At 66.1% G+C, this 14,595-nt stretch carries 14 protein-coding genes; 4 read left to right on the top strand and 10 right to left on the bottom strand.

Going from position 1 to position 14,595, the window contains the following annotated elements; all coding sequences use genetic code 11:
• Positions 1-7 precede the first annotated feature (7 nt).
• The 9 genes from ACEYYA_RS14660 to coxB all read right to left on the bottom strand — a co-directional run bounded on the left by ACEYYA_RS14660 (position 8) and on the right by coxB (position 7,419).
• Entirely contained in the window at positions 8-592 is a 585-nt protein-coding gene (locus ACEYYA_RS14660) for a GNAT family N-acetyltransferase (RefSeq protein ID WP_374801666.1), read from the bottom strand.
• Positions 592-1,851, bottom strand: a complete 1,260-nt coding sequence (locus ACEYYA_RS14655) for a M16 family metallopeptidase (RefSeq protein ID WP_374801665.1) — start codon at positions 1,849-1,851, stop codon at positions 592-594. Before ACEYYA_RS14655 ends, ACEYYA_RS14660 begins: the two co-directional genes overlap by 1 nt.
• Positions 1,848-3,248 carry a threonine synthase gene (gene thrC / locus ACEYYA_RS14650; RefSeq protein ID WP_374801664.1) on the bottom strand — a complete coding sequence of 467 codons (1,401 nt, stop codon included), beginning with the start codon at positions 3,246-3,248 and terminating at the stop codon, positions 1,848-1,850. Before thrC ends, ACEYYA_RS14655 begins: the two co-directional genes overlap by 4 nt.
• Positions 3,249-3,938, bottom strand: a complete 690-nt coding sequence (locus tag ACEYYA_RS14645) for an SURF1 family protein (RefSeq protein WP_374801663.1) — start codon at positions 3,936-3,938, stop codon at positions 3,249-3,251.
• 64 nt (positions 3,939-4,002) lie between these two features.
• Positions 4,003-4,803, bottom strand: a complete 801-nt coding sequence (locus ACEYYA_RS14640; protein ID WP_374801662.1) for a cytochrome c oxidase subunit 3 — start codon at positions 4,801-4,803, stop codon at positions 4,003-4,005.
• 19 nt (positions 4,804-4,822) lie between these two features.
• Positions 4,823-5,404, bottom strand: coding sequence for a cytochrome c oxidase assembly protein (locus ACEYYA_RS14635; RefSeq protein ID WP_374801661.1), 582 nt, complete (start codon positions 5,402-5,404; stop codon positions 4,823-4,825).
• Positions 5,401-5,607 carry a hypothetical protein gene (locus ACEYYA_RS14630; RefSeq protein ID WP_374801660.1) on the bottom strand — a complete coding sequence of 69 codons (207 nt, stop codon included), beginning with the start codon at positions 5,605-5,607 and terminating at the stop codon, positions 5,401-5,403. The genes ACEYYA_RS14635 and ACEYYA_RS14630 overlap by 4 nt, the downstream gene beginning before the upstream one ends.
• Positions 5,607-6,548, bottom strand: a complete 942-nt coding sequence (gene cyoE / locus ACEYYA_RS14625) for a heme o synthase (RefSeq protein ID WP_374801659.1) — start codon at positions 6,546-6,548, stop codon at positions 5,607-5,609. The genes ACEYYA_RS14630 and cyoE overlap by 1 nt, the downstream gene beginning before the upstream one ends.
• 49 nt (positions 6,549-6,597) lie before the next feature.
• Positions 6,598-7,419 (bottom strand): cytochrome c oxidase subunit II, encoded by an 822-nt coding sequence (gene coxB, locus ACEYYA_RS14620; protein WP_374801688.1) that lies wholly within the window; start codon positions 7,417-7,419, stop codon positions 6,598-6,600.
• A gap of 259 nt (positions 7,420-7,678) precedes the next feature.
• On the opposite strand from coxB, the gene tldD reads away from it, so the two are divergent.
• The 4 genes from tldD to ACEYYA_RS14600 all read left to right on the top strand — a co-directional run bounded on the left by tldD (position 7,679) and on the right by ACEYYA_RS14600 (position 11,803).
• Positions 7,679-9,100 carry a metalloprotease TldD gene (gene tldD, locus ACEYYA_RS14615; RefSeq protein ID WP_374801658.1) on the top strand — a complete coding sequence of 474 codons (1,422 nt, stop codon included), beginning with the start codon at positions 7,679-7,681 and terminating at the stop codon, positions 9,098-9,100.
• A gap of 131 nt (positions 9,101-9,231) precedes the next feature.
• A complete protein-coding gene (gene dprA / locus ACEYYA_RS14610) occupies positions 9,232-10,473 on the top strand; it encodes a DNA-processing protein DprA (RefSeq protein ID WP_374801657.1) in 1,242 nt (413 codons plus the stop codon).
• A gap of 77 nt (positions 10,474-10,550) precedes the next feature.
• Positions 10,551-11,249, top strand: coding sequence for a Crp/Fnr family transcriptional regulator (locus tag ACEYYA_RS14605; RefSeq protein WP_374801687.1), 699 nt, complete (start codon positions 10,551-10,553; stop codon positions 11,247-11,249).
• Positions 11,249-11,803, top strand: a complete 555-nt coding sequence (locus tag ACEYYA_RS14600) for a DUF4202 domain-containing protein (protein WP_374801656.1) — start codon at positions 11,249-11,251, stop codon at positions 11,801-11,803. The genes ACEYYA_RS14605 and ACEYYA_RS14600 overlap by 1 nt, the downstream gene beginning before the upstream one ends.
• Before the next feature lie 64 nt (positions 11,804-11,867).
• On the opposite strand, the gene pheT is transcribed toward ACEYYA_RS14600, so the two are convergent.
• A complete protein-coding gene (pheT, locus tag ACEYYA_RS14595; protein WP_374801655.1) occupies positions 11,868-14,255 on the bottom strand; it encodes a phenylalanine--tRNA ligase subunit beta in 2,388 nt (795 codons plus the stop codon).
• Between the last annotated feature and the right edge of the window lie 340 nt (positions 14,256-14,595).

Genomic DNA, 14,595 nt, shown 5'->3' with positions numbered 1-14,595 from the left:
CCGCCGCCTAACCGACGTCGGTCCGGCCACGCCGGTCTGACCTAAGGTTGGCGTAAAGAACATGATTACGCCAGCGGCCGGCGATTTGCAGATAGGCCTGCGCCACGCCTTCATATTTGAAGCCGGTCTTTTCCAGCACCCCACGCGAGGGCGCATTTTCCGGCAGGCAGGCGGCCTCGATCCGCGACAGGTTCAGCGTCGTAAAGGCGTAATGCACGACGGCGCCGATCGCCTCATGCATGAAGCCTTGGCGCGCAAAGGGTTGTCCGACCCAATAGCCCATCGTCCCCGCCTGATTGGGGCCGCGCCGGATATTGTCCAGCGTGATCGCGCCCAGGAATTGCCGGTCCTCGCGCCGGATCAGGAACAACGGCAGCGCGGTGCCCTGGCGGATGGCGCGATCGGCCCAATAGACGCGGTTGGCAAAGGATTTGCGCGTCAGATGGTCGGCGCCCCACAGCGGATCCCATTTGGTCAGAAAATCGCGGCTTTCCACCCGCAGCGCCGACCAGGCGTTGAAATCGCCATGTTCGGGGGGCCGCAGGGTCAGGCGGTCGGTTTCGATCCGCAGGCCGCGCCGCTTGAACAGCATCAGGCGGCCAGCCTTTGTGCGATGCGGTCCAGCCCCGGCGCCTTGCCGACAGGGCCATACAGCGCCAATGCGGGCCGCGCGGCGGTCAGCATCCGCGCGCCGTGATCGCGCACGGATTGCGCCGTGACGCCGTCGATGCGCGCCGCGACCTCATCCAGGGTCGGAATACGGTCCCAGATCGCCAGAACCCGCGCCAGCCGCTCTGCCTGGGCCGAGGGGCTTTCCAGCCCCATCAGCAGCCCTGCCTTCAACTGCGCCCGCGCCCGCGCCACTTCGGCCTCGGTCAGGTCATCGGCGGCGCGCTTCATCTCATCAATCGTCAGATGCGTCAGTTCCGGTAGATCCGCGCCCGAGGTGCCGGCATAGATCGTCGTCATGCCCGCATCCTGATAGAATCCCGACTGCGCGAAGATCGAATAGCACAGGCCCTTTTCCTCACGCACCTTCTGGAACAGGCGCGAGGACATGCCGCCGCCCAGCACCATCGACCAGACCTGCGCGGCATAGAAATCGGCGTCCTTGTAGCCCGGCCCCTGAAAAGCCAGTGCCCAATGGGCCTGTTCCAGACGCTTGCTGACGCGCTTTTCCTGGCCCTGCCAGATAGCGGGCTGCACCGTCGTGGCGGGGCGCGGGGTCAGATGGCTGAACAGCGCCTCGGCCTGACGGACTATGCGGTCGTGATCGACGGCACCGGCGGCGGCGACGATCAGATTGCCGGGGCCGTAATGGTCAGCGACAAAGCCCGCCAGATCGGCGCGACCAAAGGCCTGCACCCGTTCCGCCGGGCCGAGGATGGTGCGGCCCATGGCCTGATCGGGAAAGGCGGCCTCTTGCAGCCAGTCGAACACCACATCGTCGGGCGTATCCAGCGACTGCCCGATTTCCTGAAGGATCACGCCGCGCTCGATCTCGATCTCGCGGTCCTCGAACAGCGGGTTCAGCAGGATGTCGGCCAGCACCTCAAGCGCCAGCGGCACATCGCCGGCCAGCACGCGGGCATAATAGGCCGTCACCTCGCGCGAGGTATAGGCATTGATATAGCCGCCCACATCCTCGATCGCCTCGGCGATTTGCAGGGCGCTGCGGGTCGGCGTGCCCTTAAAGGCCATGTGTTCCAGAAAATGCGCGATACCATTCTGGGCGGCGGTCTCGTGCCGGCCGCCGGCCCCCACCCAGATGCCGATGCTGGCCGAGGCGAGGCCCGCCATGTTCTGCGTAACGATGCGCAGCCCGTTGGGCAGCGTGGTGATTTGGGTCATGCGGATTCCTTGGCGCGGCGGTCGCGGATCAGTGCGGCCAGCGCGGTAACGTCATTGGCGACGCGAGTCACGCGCTCGGGCCGGTCGAACAGGTCGGCCATGCGCTGCGGCAGGTCGGGGCGGATGCCGGATGCGGCCTGCACGGCGTCGGGGAACTTGGCGGGATGGGCGGTGGCCAGGGTGACCATCGGCACCTCATGCACATGGTTGTCGCCCGCAACCTTGACCCCCACGGCGGAATGCGGGCACAGCAGTTCGCCAGTCGCGGCGTGGGTCGCGGCGATTGTGGCGCGGGTCTCATCCTCGGAGGCGCGGCCCGAGACATAGGTTTCGCGCAGACCCTGCAACGCGCCCTGCGACACGTCAAATCCGCCGGTGGTTTTCAGTTCGTCCATCAACTGCGCCACCGCCGCGCCGTCGCCGCCATAGGCGTAAAACAGCGCGCGTTCAAAGTTCGACGAGACCTGAATATCCATCGACGGGCTGATTGAAGGCGTCACCCCTTCGGTCTGATAGCGACCGGTTTTCAAGGTGCGGTCCAGGATGTCGTTCTGGTTGGTGGCGATCACCAGACGCTCGATCGGAAGGCCCATCTGCCGCGCGATCCAACCCGCGAAAATGTCACCGAAATTGCCGGTCGGCACGGTAAAGCCCACCGGGCGATGCGGCGCGCCAAGCGCCACGGCACTGGTGAAATAATAGACGATCTGCGCCAGCACCCGGCCAAAGTTGATGCTGTTCACCCCGGCCAGGCCGATCTCGTCGCGGAAGGCGTGGTCGTTGAACAGATCCTTCAGCCGGGCCTGACAATCGTCGAAATCCCCATCCAGCGCAAGCGCGTGGACATTGGCGTCATCGGGCGTGGTCATCTGGCGGCGCTGCACATCGCTGACCCGGCCATGCGGGAACAGGATGAACACATCGACATTGGCCAGCCCCCGGAACGCCTCGATCGCCGCCGATCCGGTGTCGCCCGAGGTGGCGCCGACGATGGTGATCCGCTGGCCCGACCGCTTCAGCGCGATCTGGAACAACTGGCCGATCAGTTGCATGGCGAAGTCCTTGAAGGCCAGTGTCGGGCCGTGGAACAATTCGCACAGGAAATGGCCGGGCGTCAGTTGCACCAGCGGCGCACGGGCGGCATGGCCGAAGGGCGCATAGGCCGCCGCGATGGCGCCGCGCAATTCGTCATCGCTGAAACTGTCGCCGGTAAAGGGGCGGATGACGCGGAAGGCCACGTCCTCATAGGGCAGGCCGTGCAGGGCGGCGATGTCGCCCTTGCTCATCACCGGGATGGTTTCGGGCACATACAGGCCGCCGTCGCGGGCCAGCCCGGTCAGCATTGCCTGTTCAAAGGTCAGCACCGGGGCCTGACCCCGAGTCGAGATATAGCGCATCTATGCCCCTTTCGTGTTCCGCCGGGTGATACGCCAGATGAGGAACGCTGTCATCCCCGCCCAGACCGCAGCCATGGCGAACCACTGGATCGCATAGCCCAGATGGTCATTCGGGATCCCGGCGATACTGATCGGCTGCGGGGTGACGCCTTGGGTGTCGCCGTCGATCCGGGCGGCGACCACCATCACCGGTTCGGTGTTCAGCGCGGCTGCCATGGCGGGCACGTCGCGGGCAAACCACAGGTTGCGCTTGGCATCTGGCGGCGGGGTGGAACTGCCGGTTTCCTCGGGCCAGTGCAGGTGGCCCAGCACGGAAAGGCGGCTGGGCGGGTGGCGGACCTGCCAGCCCTGCTGGCCCTGCGGTTCGGCAAAGAAGCCGCGATCCAGCAGGATGCGGCGGCCATCGTCGGTGGTGAAGGCGGTGATGACCTCATATCCCGCGCCGATCCCCTTTTGGCCCGACAGCACCAGCAGTTCATCGCCGGTGGTGCCGGTCATTGTGACGGGCGTGTATTTCGCCTCTGGCCCGGCGGTGGCGGGCAAGGCGATCGGGGCGTCATGGATGCGCGCCTCGATCCGGGCCAGCATATCCTGTTTCCAGGACAGCCGCTGCAACTGCCAGAAGCCCAGCGACATCAGGATGGCACAGCCAACAAGGCCGAAGATCAGGGGGGCAAGGATGCGGCGCATGGTGGCCCTTCATGACAAAAGCGCGGGCATTGCGGCCCGCGCTTTCAGTGATCGCAAGGGCGGCTTACCGGCCCCAGATATAGATCGAGGCGAACAGGAACAACCACACCACATCGACGAAGTGCCAATACCAGGCGGCGGCCTCGAATCCGACGTGCTGTTCCTTGGTCATCTGGCCCTTGATGCCGCGATACAGGCAGACCGCCAGGAAGATGGTGCCGATCACCACATGCAGGCCGTGAAAGCCGGTCGCCATGAAGAACGGCCCGCCATAGGCATTGCCGGCCAGGCCGAACTGGGCATGGGTGTATTCATAGATCTGCAGCAGGGTGAAGCAGAAGCCCAGCACCACCGCCACGGCAAGGCCATTGATAAAGGTCTTGCGGTCATTGTCATGGGCCAATGCGTGATGCGCCCAGGTCACTGCGACGCCCGACAACAGCAGGATCAGCGTGTTGATCAGCGGCAGGTGCCAGGGGTCAAAGGGCACAACGCCCTCGGGCGGCCAGACGCCATCGACGGCGGGCGACTGCGGCCCCATCGGATAAAGCGCATGTTTGAACCAGGCCCAGAACCAGGCGACGAAGAACATCACCTCGGACATGATGAACAGCACCATGCCATAGCGCAGGCCGATGCGCACGACCGGGGTGTGGTCGCCCGTCTCGCCCTCATGCACGACATCGGCCCACCATGAATACATCACGAACAGCACCATCAGCAGGCCGATGAAGAACGGATAGGGCGTCATGCCCTTCATCCACATCGCGGCCCCGCCCAGCATGACAAAGGCGCCAACCGCCCCCATCATCGGCCAGATCGACGGCGGAAGAATGTGATAATCGTGGTTTTTCGCCTGCGCCATGTCGTCGTCCCCGGTTCTTTCAGTTGGTCTGCACGGCGGCCCCATCGGCCAAAGCGGCCTGGGCCTTGGGTAGGTCGGTGCGGTGGAAGGTATAAGACAGCGTGATATTGCGGATGCGGCCAGAGTCGCGGTCGTTCACCAGCTCGGGATCGACATAGAAGCTGACCGGCATTTCAACCCGCTCACCCGGTTCCAGCACTTGTTGCTGGAAGCAGAAGCAGTCGATCTTTGAAAAGTAATAGCCCACGGTATCGGGCGCCACGTTATAGGACGCGGTCCCGGCGACGGGTTCATCGGTGGGGTTGTAGGCCTCATAGAACGCCAGTCCGGTTTCACCGATGCGCAGGGTCATGGTCGTCTGCTTGGGGCGGAACTGCCAGGGCATCCCGGCGGCGACATTGGCGACAAAGCGCACCGTGACCTGTTCGTCCAGGATCGTATCCGATCCGGTCACCGCCACATTCGGCGTGCCAGCATAGCCGGTGACGCGACAGAACCAGTCATAGAACGGCACCGCCGCCCAGGCCAACGCCCCCATCAGCACGACCACGCCGATCAGGCGGCGGGCGATGCGGGCATTGTCGGGGGTCGCCGTGGTCATGGCTTCACCACCGGTTGCGCGGGCGCATCGGGCGGCAGCAATGAGGTGCGCGGCTGGTGATCGAACCCCTCAAGGCTGTCGCCGCGCTGGATCTTGACGATGCTGAGGCCAAAGACCAGCGCCACGAAGGCGGCCAGCACCAGCCCCAGGCCCAGATTGCGCCCCCGGCGACGGCGGTGCAGGTCGTGTTCGGCGCGCAGCATCACATCCCCCCCCAGAAACGCAGCCCGGCCTGAACCAGCAGCGCCGTAAAGTGCAGCGCCAGATAGATCAGTGAAAAGCGGAAGAACCGCTTTTCGGCGGCATATCCATCGGCCTCGGCCATCGGCTCGGACCGGTGCATCAACTGCCAGCCGCCGCGAATGAACAAGGCGTTCAGCACCAGACTGGTGGCCAGATAGACGCTGCCGCCGATGGAGGTCAGCCCAAGGCCAAGCGCAAAGGGCGCCAGCACCAGCGTATAGGCCAGGATGTGCCGGCGGGTCGCGGGGCGGCCATGGGTGACGGTCAGCATCGGCACCCCGGCCTTGTGGTAATCCTCTTTCATGAACAGCGCCAACGCCCAGAAATGCGGCGGCGTCCACAGGAAGATCAGCAGGAACATCAGCACCGATTCCGGCGCGATGCCGCCGGTGGCCACCGCCCAGCCGATCATCGGAGGAAAGGCCCCGGCGGCGCCGCCGATGACGATGTTCTGCGGCGTCCGCCGCTTCAGGCCCATCGTATAGACGATGACATAGAAGAAGATCGTGAAGGCCAGAAAGCCCGCGGCAAACCAGTTCGCCGCCAGCCCCAGCATCACGCAGGCAATGCCCGACAGGGCAAGGCCAAAGGCCAAAGCCTCGCCCTCGGTCACGCGACCGGCGGGGATGGGGCGGCTGCGGGTGCGACGCATCACCCGGTCGATATCGGCGTCATACCACATGTTCAGCGCGCCCGAGGCCCCGCCGCCCAAGGCGATGAACAGGATCGCGCAAAAGGCGACAAACGGATGCACGGGCACCGGCGCCACCACCAGCCCGACAAAGGCCGTGAACACCACCAGCGACATCACCCGCGGCTTCAGCAGCGCGACATAATCGCCAAAGTCGGGATCGGCGGTCTGCCCTTGGGCCAGTGTCACATTGGTGGTCGCGTCAGTCATGGCGAATCCGGGTCAGAAGGTGGGCGGTCGGGGCCACAGCCCCAGCCGTTCAGTTCGAGGCCAGTTGCACCGCAGGCGCGGCGGCATCAGCCGGGGTCGCGGCGGCGTAAAGCTGTTTCGCCTCGGCCAGCCAGGCCTGATAGGCCTGCTCGCTGACCACCTTGACGACGATCGGCATATAGGCGTGATCCTTGCCGCACAGTTCCGAACACTGGCCGAAATAGACGCCCTCACGCTCGGGGCGGAACCACAGCTGCGCGGTGCGGCCCGGCACGGCGTCCTGCTTCACCGCAAAGGCGGGGATGGTCCAGGAATGGATCACCTCGGACCCGGTGACATGCATCACGATGTCCTTGCCGACCGGCACCACCACCGCATTGTCGGTGGCCAGCAGATATTCGTCATCCGCATAGCCATTGGCCGCCAACTGGTCGCGCGGCAGCATGAAGGCGTCGAAGGCGATGCCCTCATCCTCGTATTCGTAGCCCCAATACCACTGGAAGCCGGTGACCTTGATATGCACGTCGCCCGCCGGAATCTCTTGCTGGCGGAACAGGATCGGCAGCGAGAACGACCCGACAACGACCAGGATCAGCACCGGCACCAGCGTCCAGCCGATTTCCAGCGGCGTGTTGTGGGTAAAGCGCGCCGGCTGCGGCGAGGCACGGCGGTTGAAGCGCAGAATCACGATGGCCAGCAGCGCCACCACCAGGATGACGACAGCGGCGATGATATACAGCAGCAGGTGATCCAGCCATTGCTGATCCACGGCCAGGTTCGACCCCGGCGGCTGAAAGCCCATGCCGCGATCATGCGGACGGCCCACCACCTCAAGCCCCTGCGTGGCCTGCATCTGCTGGGCCGCCAGCATCGGCGCACTGACCGCAACAGCCCCAATCGCCGCGCCCATCCGCGCGATCCAAACCTTGATCGTCATGTTCTTTCGGCTCCCTTCAGCGGCTCTCCCTGCCGCGGGCGCTGGCGTGCGGGGCGTCCCTTCCCCGGTTGCAAGCGTTGCTCCCACAGGTTTTGAAGCATATAAGCGCGTGTCCGACAAGCAAAACAAGCGCAGCGCCCGACCGAGGGATGACCGTCTGTCGCCCGGCGCCATCAATCAGGGACCGATGCCCATGGCCGATGATCGTTTCGCCCCTTTCGACAGCCACCTGGATCAGGACGCCGCGCTGACGGTGCTGCGCGACGCGGTGGCCGGTGCCGACGATGGAGAGCTGTTTCTGGAACGCCAGCGGTCCGAGGCACTGGTGTTCGACGATGGCCGTTTGCGCACCGCATCCTTTGACGCATCCGAGGGGTTCGGCCTGCGCGCCGTGCGTGGTGACACCGCCGGCTACGCCCATTCGACCGAGATCACCGAAGCCGCGCTACGCCGCGCCGCCGCCACCGCGCGGCTGGCCGTGGGGGATGGCGGCGGCGTGATGGCACCGCCGCCCCGGCGCAGCAACACCCGGCTTTATACGGAATCCGACCCGATCCTGGATGCCGCCTTCGCCACCAAGGTCGATCTGTTGCGCGAAATCGACGACGCCGCCCGCGCCATGGACCCGCGCGTGGTGCAGGTGTCCGCCACCCTGGCCGCCAGCCACCAGGAGGTCGTGATCCTGCGCCCCGAGGGCGGGCTTTACACCGATATCCGCCCCATGGCCCGGCTGAATGTCTCGGTCATACTGGAACAGGACGGACGGCGCGAGACCGGCAGCACCGGCGGCGGGGGCCGTCACGGCCTGTCCGGGCTGATGGAACCGGCCCATTGGCAGGGTCTGGTGGCCGAGGCGATCCGCATCGCCGCCGTCAACCTGCGCGCCGAAGCCGCCCCGGCGGGGGTGATGGATGTGGTGCTGGGCGCGGGCTGGCCCGGCATCCTGCTGCACGAGGCAATCGGCCACGGGCTTGAGGGCGACTTCAACCGCAAGAAGACATCGGCCTTTGCCGGACTGATGGGCCAACGCATCGCCGCGCCCGGCGTCACCGTGCTGGACGATGGCACCCTGCCCGACCGTCGCGGCTCGATCAGCATCGACGATGAAGGCACGCCCTCTGCCCGCAACGTGCTGATCGAGGACGGGATTCTGGTCGGCTACATGCAGGATCGCCAGAACGCCCGGCTGATGGGCGTCGCCCCCACCGGCAATGGTCGGCGCGAAAGCCATGCCCATATCCCGATGCCCCGCATGACCAACACCTATATGCTGGGTGGCCAGGCCAGCCGTGATGCCGTGCTGGCCGAGCTGAAGGACGGCATCTATGCCGTTGGTTTCGGCGGCGGGCAGGTCGACATCACATCGGGCAAGTTCGTGTTCTCCTGCACCGAGGCCTATCGCGTCCGCAATGGCGTCGTTGGCGCGCCGGTCAAAGGGGCGACGATCATCGGCGACGGCCCGACCGCGCTGCGCCAGATCCGGGCGATTGCCGATGACATGGCGCTGGACCCGGGAATCGGCAATTGCGGCAAGCAGGGGCAGTGGGTGCCGGTGGGCGTCGGCCAGCCCAGCCTGCTGATCGGCGGGCTGACGGTCGGCGGATCGGCCACCTGACGCGGCACCGCCCCGCAAAATCGCCAGCATTCTAGCGATCCCCCGAAAAAGCGGGGGCGAATCGGGACGGCGTAAACCCTTCGTTAACCTTGCGCCCGTAAGAAGGGGCTGCGGATGGGACGGAGGTTGCGATGAAAACAGGGTTGTTTTCCTTCCACACCCCCAACACCCCACACCCCCAGGAAGAGGACGCGCTGGCGGCGCTTCGTCTCATCCGTTCCCGCCGGGTTGGCCCGGCGACCTGGTTGCGGCTGGTGGCCGAACATGGCGATCCGGCAACGGCGCTTGCGGCTTTGCCGCAGGTCGCCGCGCAATCGGGGATGACCGATTACACACCCTGCCCCATGGGCGTTGCCCGCGCCGAATGGAAGGCGGGGCAAAAAGCCGGGGCGCGGCTTCTGGTGCATGGCCTGCCGGGCTATCCCGCGGCGCTGCTGGATCTGGCCGATGCGCCGCCGGTGCTGTGGGCCTTGGGCGATGTGACCCTGCTTGACCGGCCGATGGTGGCACTGGTGGGGGCGCGCAATGCCTCGTCCCTCGGGCTGCGCATGGCGCGGCATCTGGCGGCGGAACTGGGCGCGGCGGGGCAGGTCGTTGTGGCGGGGCTTGCGCGCGGCATCGACACCGCCGCGCATCAGGCGGCGCTGGACACCGGCACCATCGCGGTGCAGGCGGGCGGCGTCGATCACGTCTATCCGGCCGAGAATGGCGATCTGGCAACGCAGATCGCCGCACAGGGACTGCGCCTGTCCGAAGGTCCGATGGGTGCCGAACCCCAGGCCCGCCATTTCCCGCAGCGCAACCGCATCATCGCCGGTCTGTCGCGCGCCGTCGTGGTGGTCGAGGCCGCGCATAAATCCGGCAGCCTGATCACCGCCCGCCTCGCGCTCGATCAGGGGCGCGAGGTGATGGCGGTGCCCGGCCACCCCTTTGATGCGCGCGCGGCCGGCGCGAACGATCTGATCCGCGACGGCGCCACGCTGGTGCGCGGAGCGGGGGATGTGCTGGCCGCGCTTGGTGTCGACCGCCCGCACCGCGAAGCCGCACCAAGGGCCGCACCGCAATGCCCCTCCGGCCCGCACCCCCACAGCCAGCCCGGCCTGCGCGAACGGGTTCAGACGGCCCTGCACACGCGGCCCTCGACCCTTGCTGCGCAAGGCGTGTCGCATCTTGTCGACCGGCTGCGCGGCAAAGATGGTCAGCGGCTGCACCAACGCATCCTTGATCGCCTTGGTCCCAGCCCCCTGCCCGAGGATGACCTTCTGGCCGACCTCGCCCTGCCTCTGGCCCAGGTCAGCCCCGCGCTGCTGGAACTGGAACTGCGCGGCGACATCCAAAGATCCGCCGGGGGGATGCTGTCACGCACAGGTTAACACAGCCGCCCTGACAAATCGGCCGCTTGATCTGGTCGCCGCCGCGCAAATATGGCATCACCCTGACAGGAGGCCATATGAAGCCCGAACATATTCAAATCGCCCGAAAATCGCTGTTGCTGGCAAACGCACCCGATGACGTCACCGCACAGGTTCTGGCCAACGCCCATCTGCGCAGCTTCGACCGGGGCGCAACCGTCTTTCTGCAAGGCGAACGGGCCGAAGCGATCTATATCGTCGCCTCGGGCTGGATCAAACTGTATCGCATGGCCCCCAGCGGCACCGAGGCCGTCGTCGGCGTCTTCACCCGCGGCCGCAGCTTCGGCGAGGCCGTGGCCTTCCGCCACGACACCTATCCGGTCTCGGCCGAGGCGGTCACAGAATGCGAACTGATCCGCATCCAGGCCGACGATGTCCTGCGCCACATCCGCGAAAACCCCGAATTGGCGGTGTCAATCCTGGGCGCGACCTTCGTTCATCTGCACGCCCTCGTCGCCCAGGTCGAGGCGCTGAAGGCCCAGACCGGCGCGCAGCGCGTGGCCGAGTTCCTGCTGGAACTGTCCGATTGCAGCAGCGGCACCTGCCAGGTGACCCTGCCCTATGACAAGGTGCTGATCGCCGGGCGCCTGGGGATGAAACCCGAAAGCCTGTCCCGCGCCTTTGCCAAGCTGCGCGATTACGGTGTGACCATGCGCCAGAACCAGGCTGAAATCGACGACGTCGACCGCCTGCGCCTGTTCGCGGAAGAAGACCCCGCAACCGCCTGGAGCCGCTGATGACGCCGCGCCTTGCCGACACCCTGGCCGCCATAGACGCCGCCAATGCCCAAGGCCCGGACGATGCCGACCTGCTGTATGGCCGCCGCATGTCGGATGAACTGGCCCTGCTTTATCCGCAGGCCGATGAGCTGTTGCAGATCGCCTGCCGCGCCCAGCATATCGAACGCTGGAAGCTGCCCCGCGCCAGCTACCCAGAGGGGCGCGAGGGTTACCTGACCTGGCGCCGCGACCAGGCCCGCCACCACGCCACCCGCACCGGACAGATCATGGCCGCCCAGAGCTACGGCGCCGATGCCATCGCCCAGACCGAACGGATGCTGCGGAAAGAGGGGATCAAGCGCGACCCTCAGGTGCAGGCGCTGGAAGACGTCGCCTGCTTCACCTTCCTGCGCTGGTATGCCGGCGATTTCCTGTCCACCCAGGACGACCAGGCCATCGACCGCATCGTCAACCGCACCGCGCGCAAGATGTCAGCCATGGCCCGCGCCCGTGCCCTGATCGAGTTCCCCCTGCCCGAGGCCATCGCGCGACATTTCCGCGACGAAAGCTGACCCGACGGCCCCTTCTTTCTTGCCCAAATATGCTGGGGGTGCGGGGGCAAAGCCCCCGCTCGACCTAGCCGCGCAGCACGCCGCCTGTCGCCTTGGCAACCTTGTCCACGATCTTTGCCGACACCGCCTCAATATCCTTGTCGGTCAGCGTGGCTTGGCGCGGTTGCAGACGCGCGGTGATGGCGATCGACTTCTTGCCATCCGGCAGACCAGTGAACTGGTCAAACACCCGCACCTCGTCGATCAGCGTCTTGTCGGCCCCGGCAGCGGCATTGACCAGCGTCAGGGCCTCGACCTGGGCATCGACGATAAAGGCGAAGTCGCGCTCAACGGCCTGAAGGTCCGATGTTCCCAGCGCGGGGCGCGCGATGCTGCGCGCCTTCGGGAAGGGGATCGCCTCGGGGATAATCGTAAAGGCGACCGCCGGGCCTTTCACATCCAGATCGCGCAGCAGGCGGGGGTGAACTTCGCCAAAGATGCACAAGGCATTCGGGCCAAGCCCCATGACGCCAGAGCGACCGGGATGGAACCAATCCGGCACCTTGCGGCTGATCTGAACCTTGGCGGGCGCGCCAAGTTGCGCCAGCACCGCCTCGGCATCGGCCTTGGCATCGTAGACATCGACCGGGCGACGGCTGCCATGCGGATCACGCGCAGCGGCGGCGCCGACCAGCAGGCCGGTCACATGCAGCGCCTGTTCGCCCGGCTCACCGCCGGAAAACACCGGGCCGACCTCGAACAGCGCCAGATCGGCAAATCCGCGCGCCTGGTTGCGGGCGGCTGCGGCCAGCAGGCCGGGCAGCAGATCGGGGCGCAGATGCGTCATCTCGCTGCTGATCGGGTTCTCGATCCGGGTGGCGTCCTGACCGCCGCCAAACAGTGCGGCGGCCTTGGCGTCAATAAAGCTGTAGGTGACGCATTCGTTGTAGCCGAGGCTGGCCAGCATCCGGCGCGCCGTCCGTTCGCGGCGCTGGATCGGCGTCAGGATCGGCGCGGGCACACCGGCGCGCGGGCGCGGCAGCGGCTGGCCTTGCAGGCGCGTCAGGCTGGCGATGCGGGCGATTTCCTCGACCAGATCGGCCTCACCCAGCACATCGGGCCGCCAGGAGGGCACATGCGCCATGTCGCCGTCCATGCGGAATCCCAGCGATTCCAGCGTCTTGCGCTGAACATCCTCGGGGATGTCCATGCCGACCAGGCTTTTGGTGCGGGCGGGGTCAAGGCGATAGGCGCGCGCGGTATCGGGGATCGCGCCTGCCGTGACCACCTCGGACGGGGTGCCGCCGCACAGGTCGATCACCATTTGCGTTGCCAGATCAAGGCCTTGCAGGGTGAAGGCCGGGTCGATCCCGCGTTCAAACCGATAGCGCGCGTCGGAATTGATCTTCAGTGCCCGACCGGCGGCGGCGATGCTGATCGGGTCGAAGAAGGCCGCCTCGATGAACACATCGGTCGTGTCCCCGGACGACCCAGAGGCCGCGCCGCCCATAATTCCGGCAATGCTTTCAATGCCTTGATCGTCGCAAATCACGACAGAACCCGCGGGCATCGAATAGGTCTTGTCATCCAGCGCGACGACCTGTTCGCCCGCCGTGGACAGGCGCAGATGCAGGTTGCCATGCACCTTGGCCGCGTCAAAGACATGCAGCGGGCGGTTCAGGTCATGGGTGAACAGGTTGGTGATGTCGACCAGCGCGTTGATCGGGCGCAGGCCGATGGCGCGCAGCCGCTGTTGCAGCCAGTCGGGGCTGGGACCGTTCGTCACCCCACGAACCACGCGACCGGCAAAGAACGGCGCCTTGGCGGCTGCATCCGGTGCGATGGTCACGCCGATCGGGCATGGGAAGGCACCGGTGATCGCCGCGGTCTTGAGCGGCTTCAGCGTGCCGAGACCCCGCGCCGCCAGATCGCGGGCGATGCCATGCACGCCCAGCGCGTCGGGCCGGTTCGGGGTGATCTTGATCTCGATCACCGGGTCGATCTTTTCGGGCGCGTTCGCGGCCAGCCAATCGGTAAACTTCTGCCCCACCTCACCCGAGGGAAGTTCAATGATTCCATTATGTTCGCCGGACAGCTCCAGCTCACGCTCGCTGGCCATCATGCCGTGGGATTCGACGCCGCGGATCTTGCCGACACCCAAGGTGGTATCGATACCAGGGACGTAATCGCCGGGCTTGCACAGCACCACGGTGATCCCTGCGCGGGCGTTCGGGGCACCGCAAACGATCTGCTTTTCGCCCTCATCGGTCAGCACGCGGCAGACGCGCAGACGGTCGGCATCGGGGTGCTGTTCGGCGTGGATGACCTTGGCCAGGGTGAAGGGCGTCAGCCGCGCGGCGGGGTCGCTGACCGCCTCGACCTCAAGCCCCAGGTCGGTCAGCGCCTCGGCGATCTGATCGACGGTGGCCGTGGTGTCGAGGTGGTCTTTCAGCCAGGAGAGGGTGAACTTCATGATCGCGCCTGTCGGTTGGTTTAGGGGTTCCTAGCGCAGGATCACGCGGATTGGTAGGGTGCGCGCGGCGGTTTGAGGACCGGCGCAACGTGGGGTGCGCAAGGCGTTGATTTGGCCGGGAATGTGGGGGCACAGGGCGTGCACAATGTGTACACAGGTTGTGCACAGGGGGTGCACGGGATTGGTGGTGGGCTGTCCGCTCGCCCGCAACTTATACACGGCCCAATGTCTCGGCGTGGCCCATCGCGTCGCGACGGCGTGTCCTAGGGTCAGGACTCGTTCTCGTTTCATAGCCAGAACATGACGGTTGCGGCGAGTGCGACGGCGGAGAGGAAGACCT

It is taken from the genome of Paracoccus zhouxuedongae (assembly GCF_041927815.1).
In the GTDB taxonomy this organism is placed as follows: Bacteria; Pseudomonadota; Alphaproteobacteria; order Rhodobacterales; family Rhodobacteraceae; genus Paracoccus.
Note: the sequence above shows the minus strand (reverse complement) of the source record. Positions and strands in the feature narration are given on the sequence as shown.

What these genes read in the sequence shown, in the direction of transcription:
- ACEYYA_RS14660 (WP_374801666.1), bottom strand. Translation starts at nt 592, where the DNA reads ATGCTGTTCAAGCGGCGCGGCCTGCGGATCGAAACCGACCGCCTGACC.
- ACEYYA_RS14655 (WP_374801665.1), bottom strand. Translation starts at nt 1,851, where the DNA reads ATGACCCAAATCACCACGCTGCCCAACGGGCTGCGCATCGTTACGCAG.
- thrC (WP_374801664.1), bottom strand. Translation starts at nt 3,248, where the DNA reads ATGCGCTATATCTCGACTCGGGGTCAGGCCCCGGTGCTGACCTTTGAA.
- ACEYYA_RS14645 (WP_374801663.1), bottom strand. Translation starts at nt 3,938, where the DNA reads ATGCGCCGCATCCTTGCCCCCCTGATCTTCGGCCTTGTTGGCTGTGCC.
- ACEYYA_RS14640 (WP_374801662.1), bottom strand. Translation starts at nt 4,803, where the DNA reads ATGGCGCAGGCGAAAAACCACGATTATCACATTCTTCCGCCGTCGATC.
- ACEYYA_RS14635 (WP_374801661.1), bottom strand. Translation starts at nt 5,404, where the DNA reads ATGACCACGGCGACCCCCGACAATGCCCGCATCGCCCGCCGCCTGATC.
- ACEYYA_RS14630 (WP_374801660.1), bottom strand. Translation starts at nt 5,607, where the DNA reads ATGCTGCGCGCCGAACACGACCTGCACCGCCGTCGCCGGGGGCGCAAT.
- cyoE (WP_374801659.1), bottom strand. Translation starts at nt 6,548, where the DNA reads ATGACTGACGCGACCACCAATGTGACACTGGCCCAAGGGCAGACCGCC.
- coxB (WP_374801688.1), bottom strand. Translation starts at nt 7,419, where the DNA reads ATGCTGGCGGCCCAGCAGATGCAGGCCACGCAGGGGCTTGAGGTGGTG.
- tldD (WP_374801658.1), top strand. Translation starts at nt 7,679, where the DNA reads ATGGCCGATGATCGTTTCGCCCCTTTCGACAGCCACCTGGATCAGGAC.
- dprA (WP_374801657.1), top strand. Translation starts at nt 9,232, where the DNA reads ATGAAAACAGGGTTGTTTTCCTTCCACACCCCCAACACCCCACACCCC.
- ACEYYA_RS14605 (WP_374801687.1), top strand. Translation starts at nt 10,551, where the DNA reads ATGAAGCCCGAACATATTCAAATCGCCCGAAAATCGCTGTTGCTGGCA.
- ACEYYA_RS14600 (WP_374801656.1), top strand. Translation starts at nt 11,249, where the DNA reads ATGACGCCGCGCCTTGCCGACACCCTGGCCGCCATAGACGCCGCCAAT.
- pheT (WP_374801655.1), bottom strand. Translation starts at nt 14,255, where the DNA reads ATGAAGTTCACCCTCTCCTGGCTGAAAGACCACCTCGACACCACGGCC.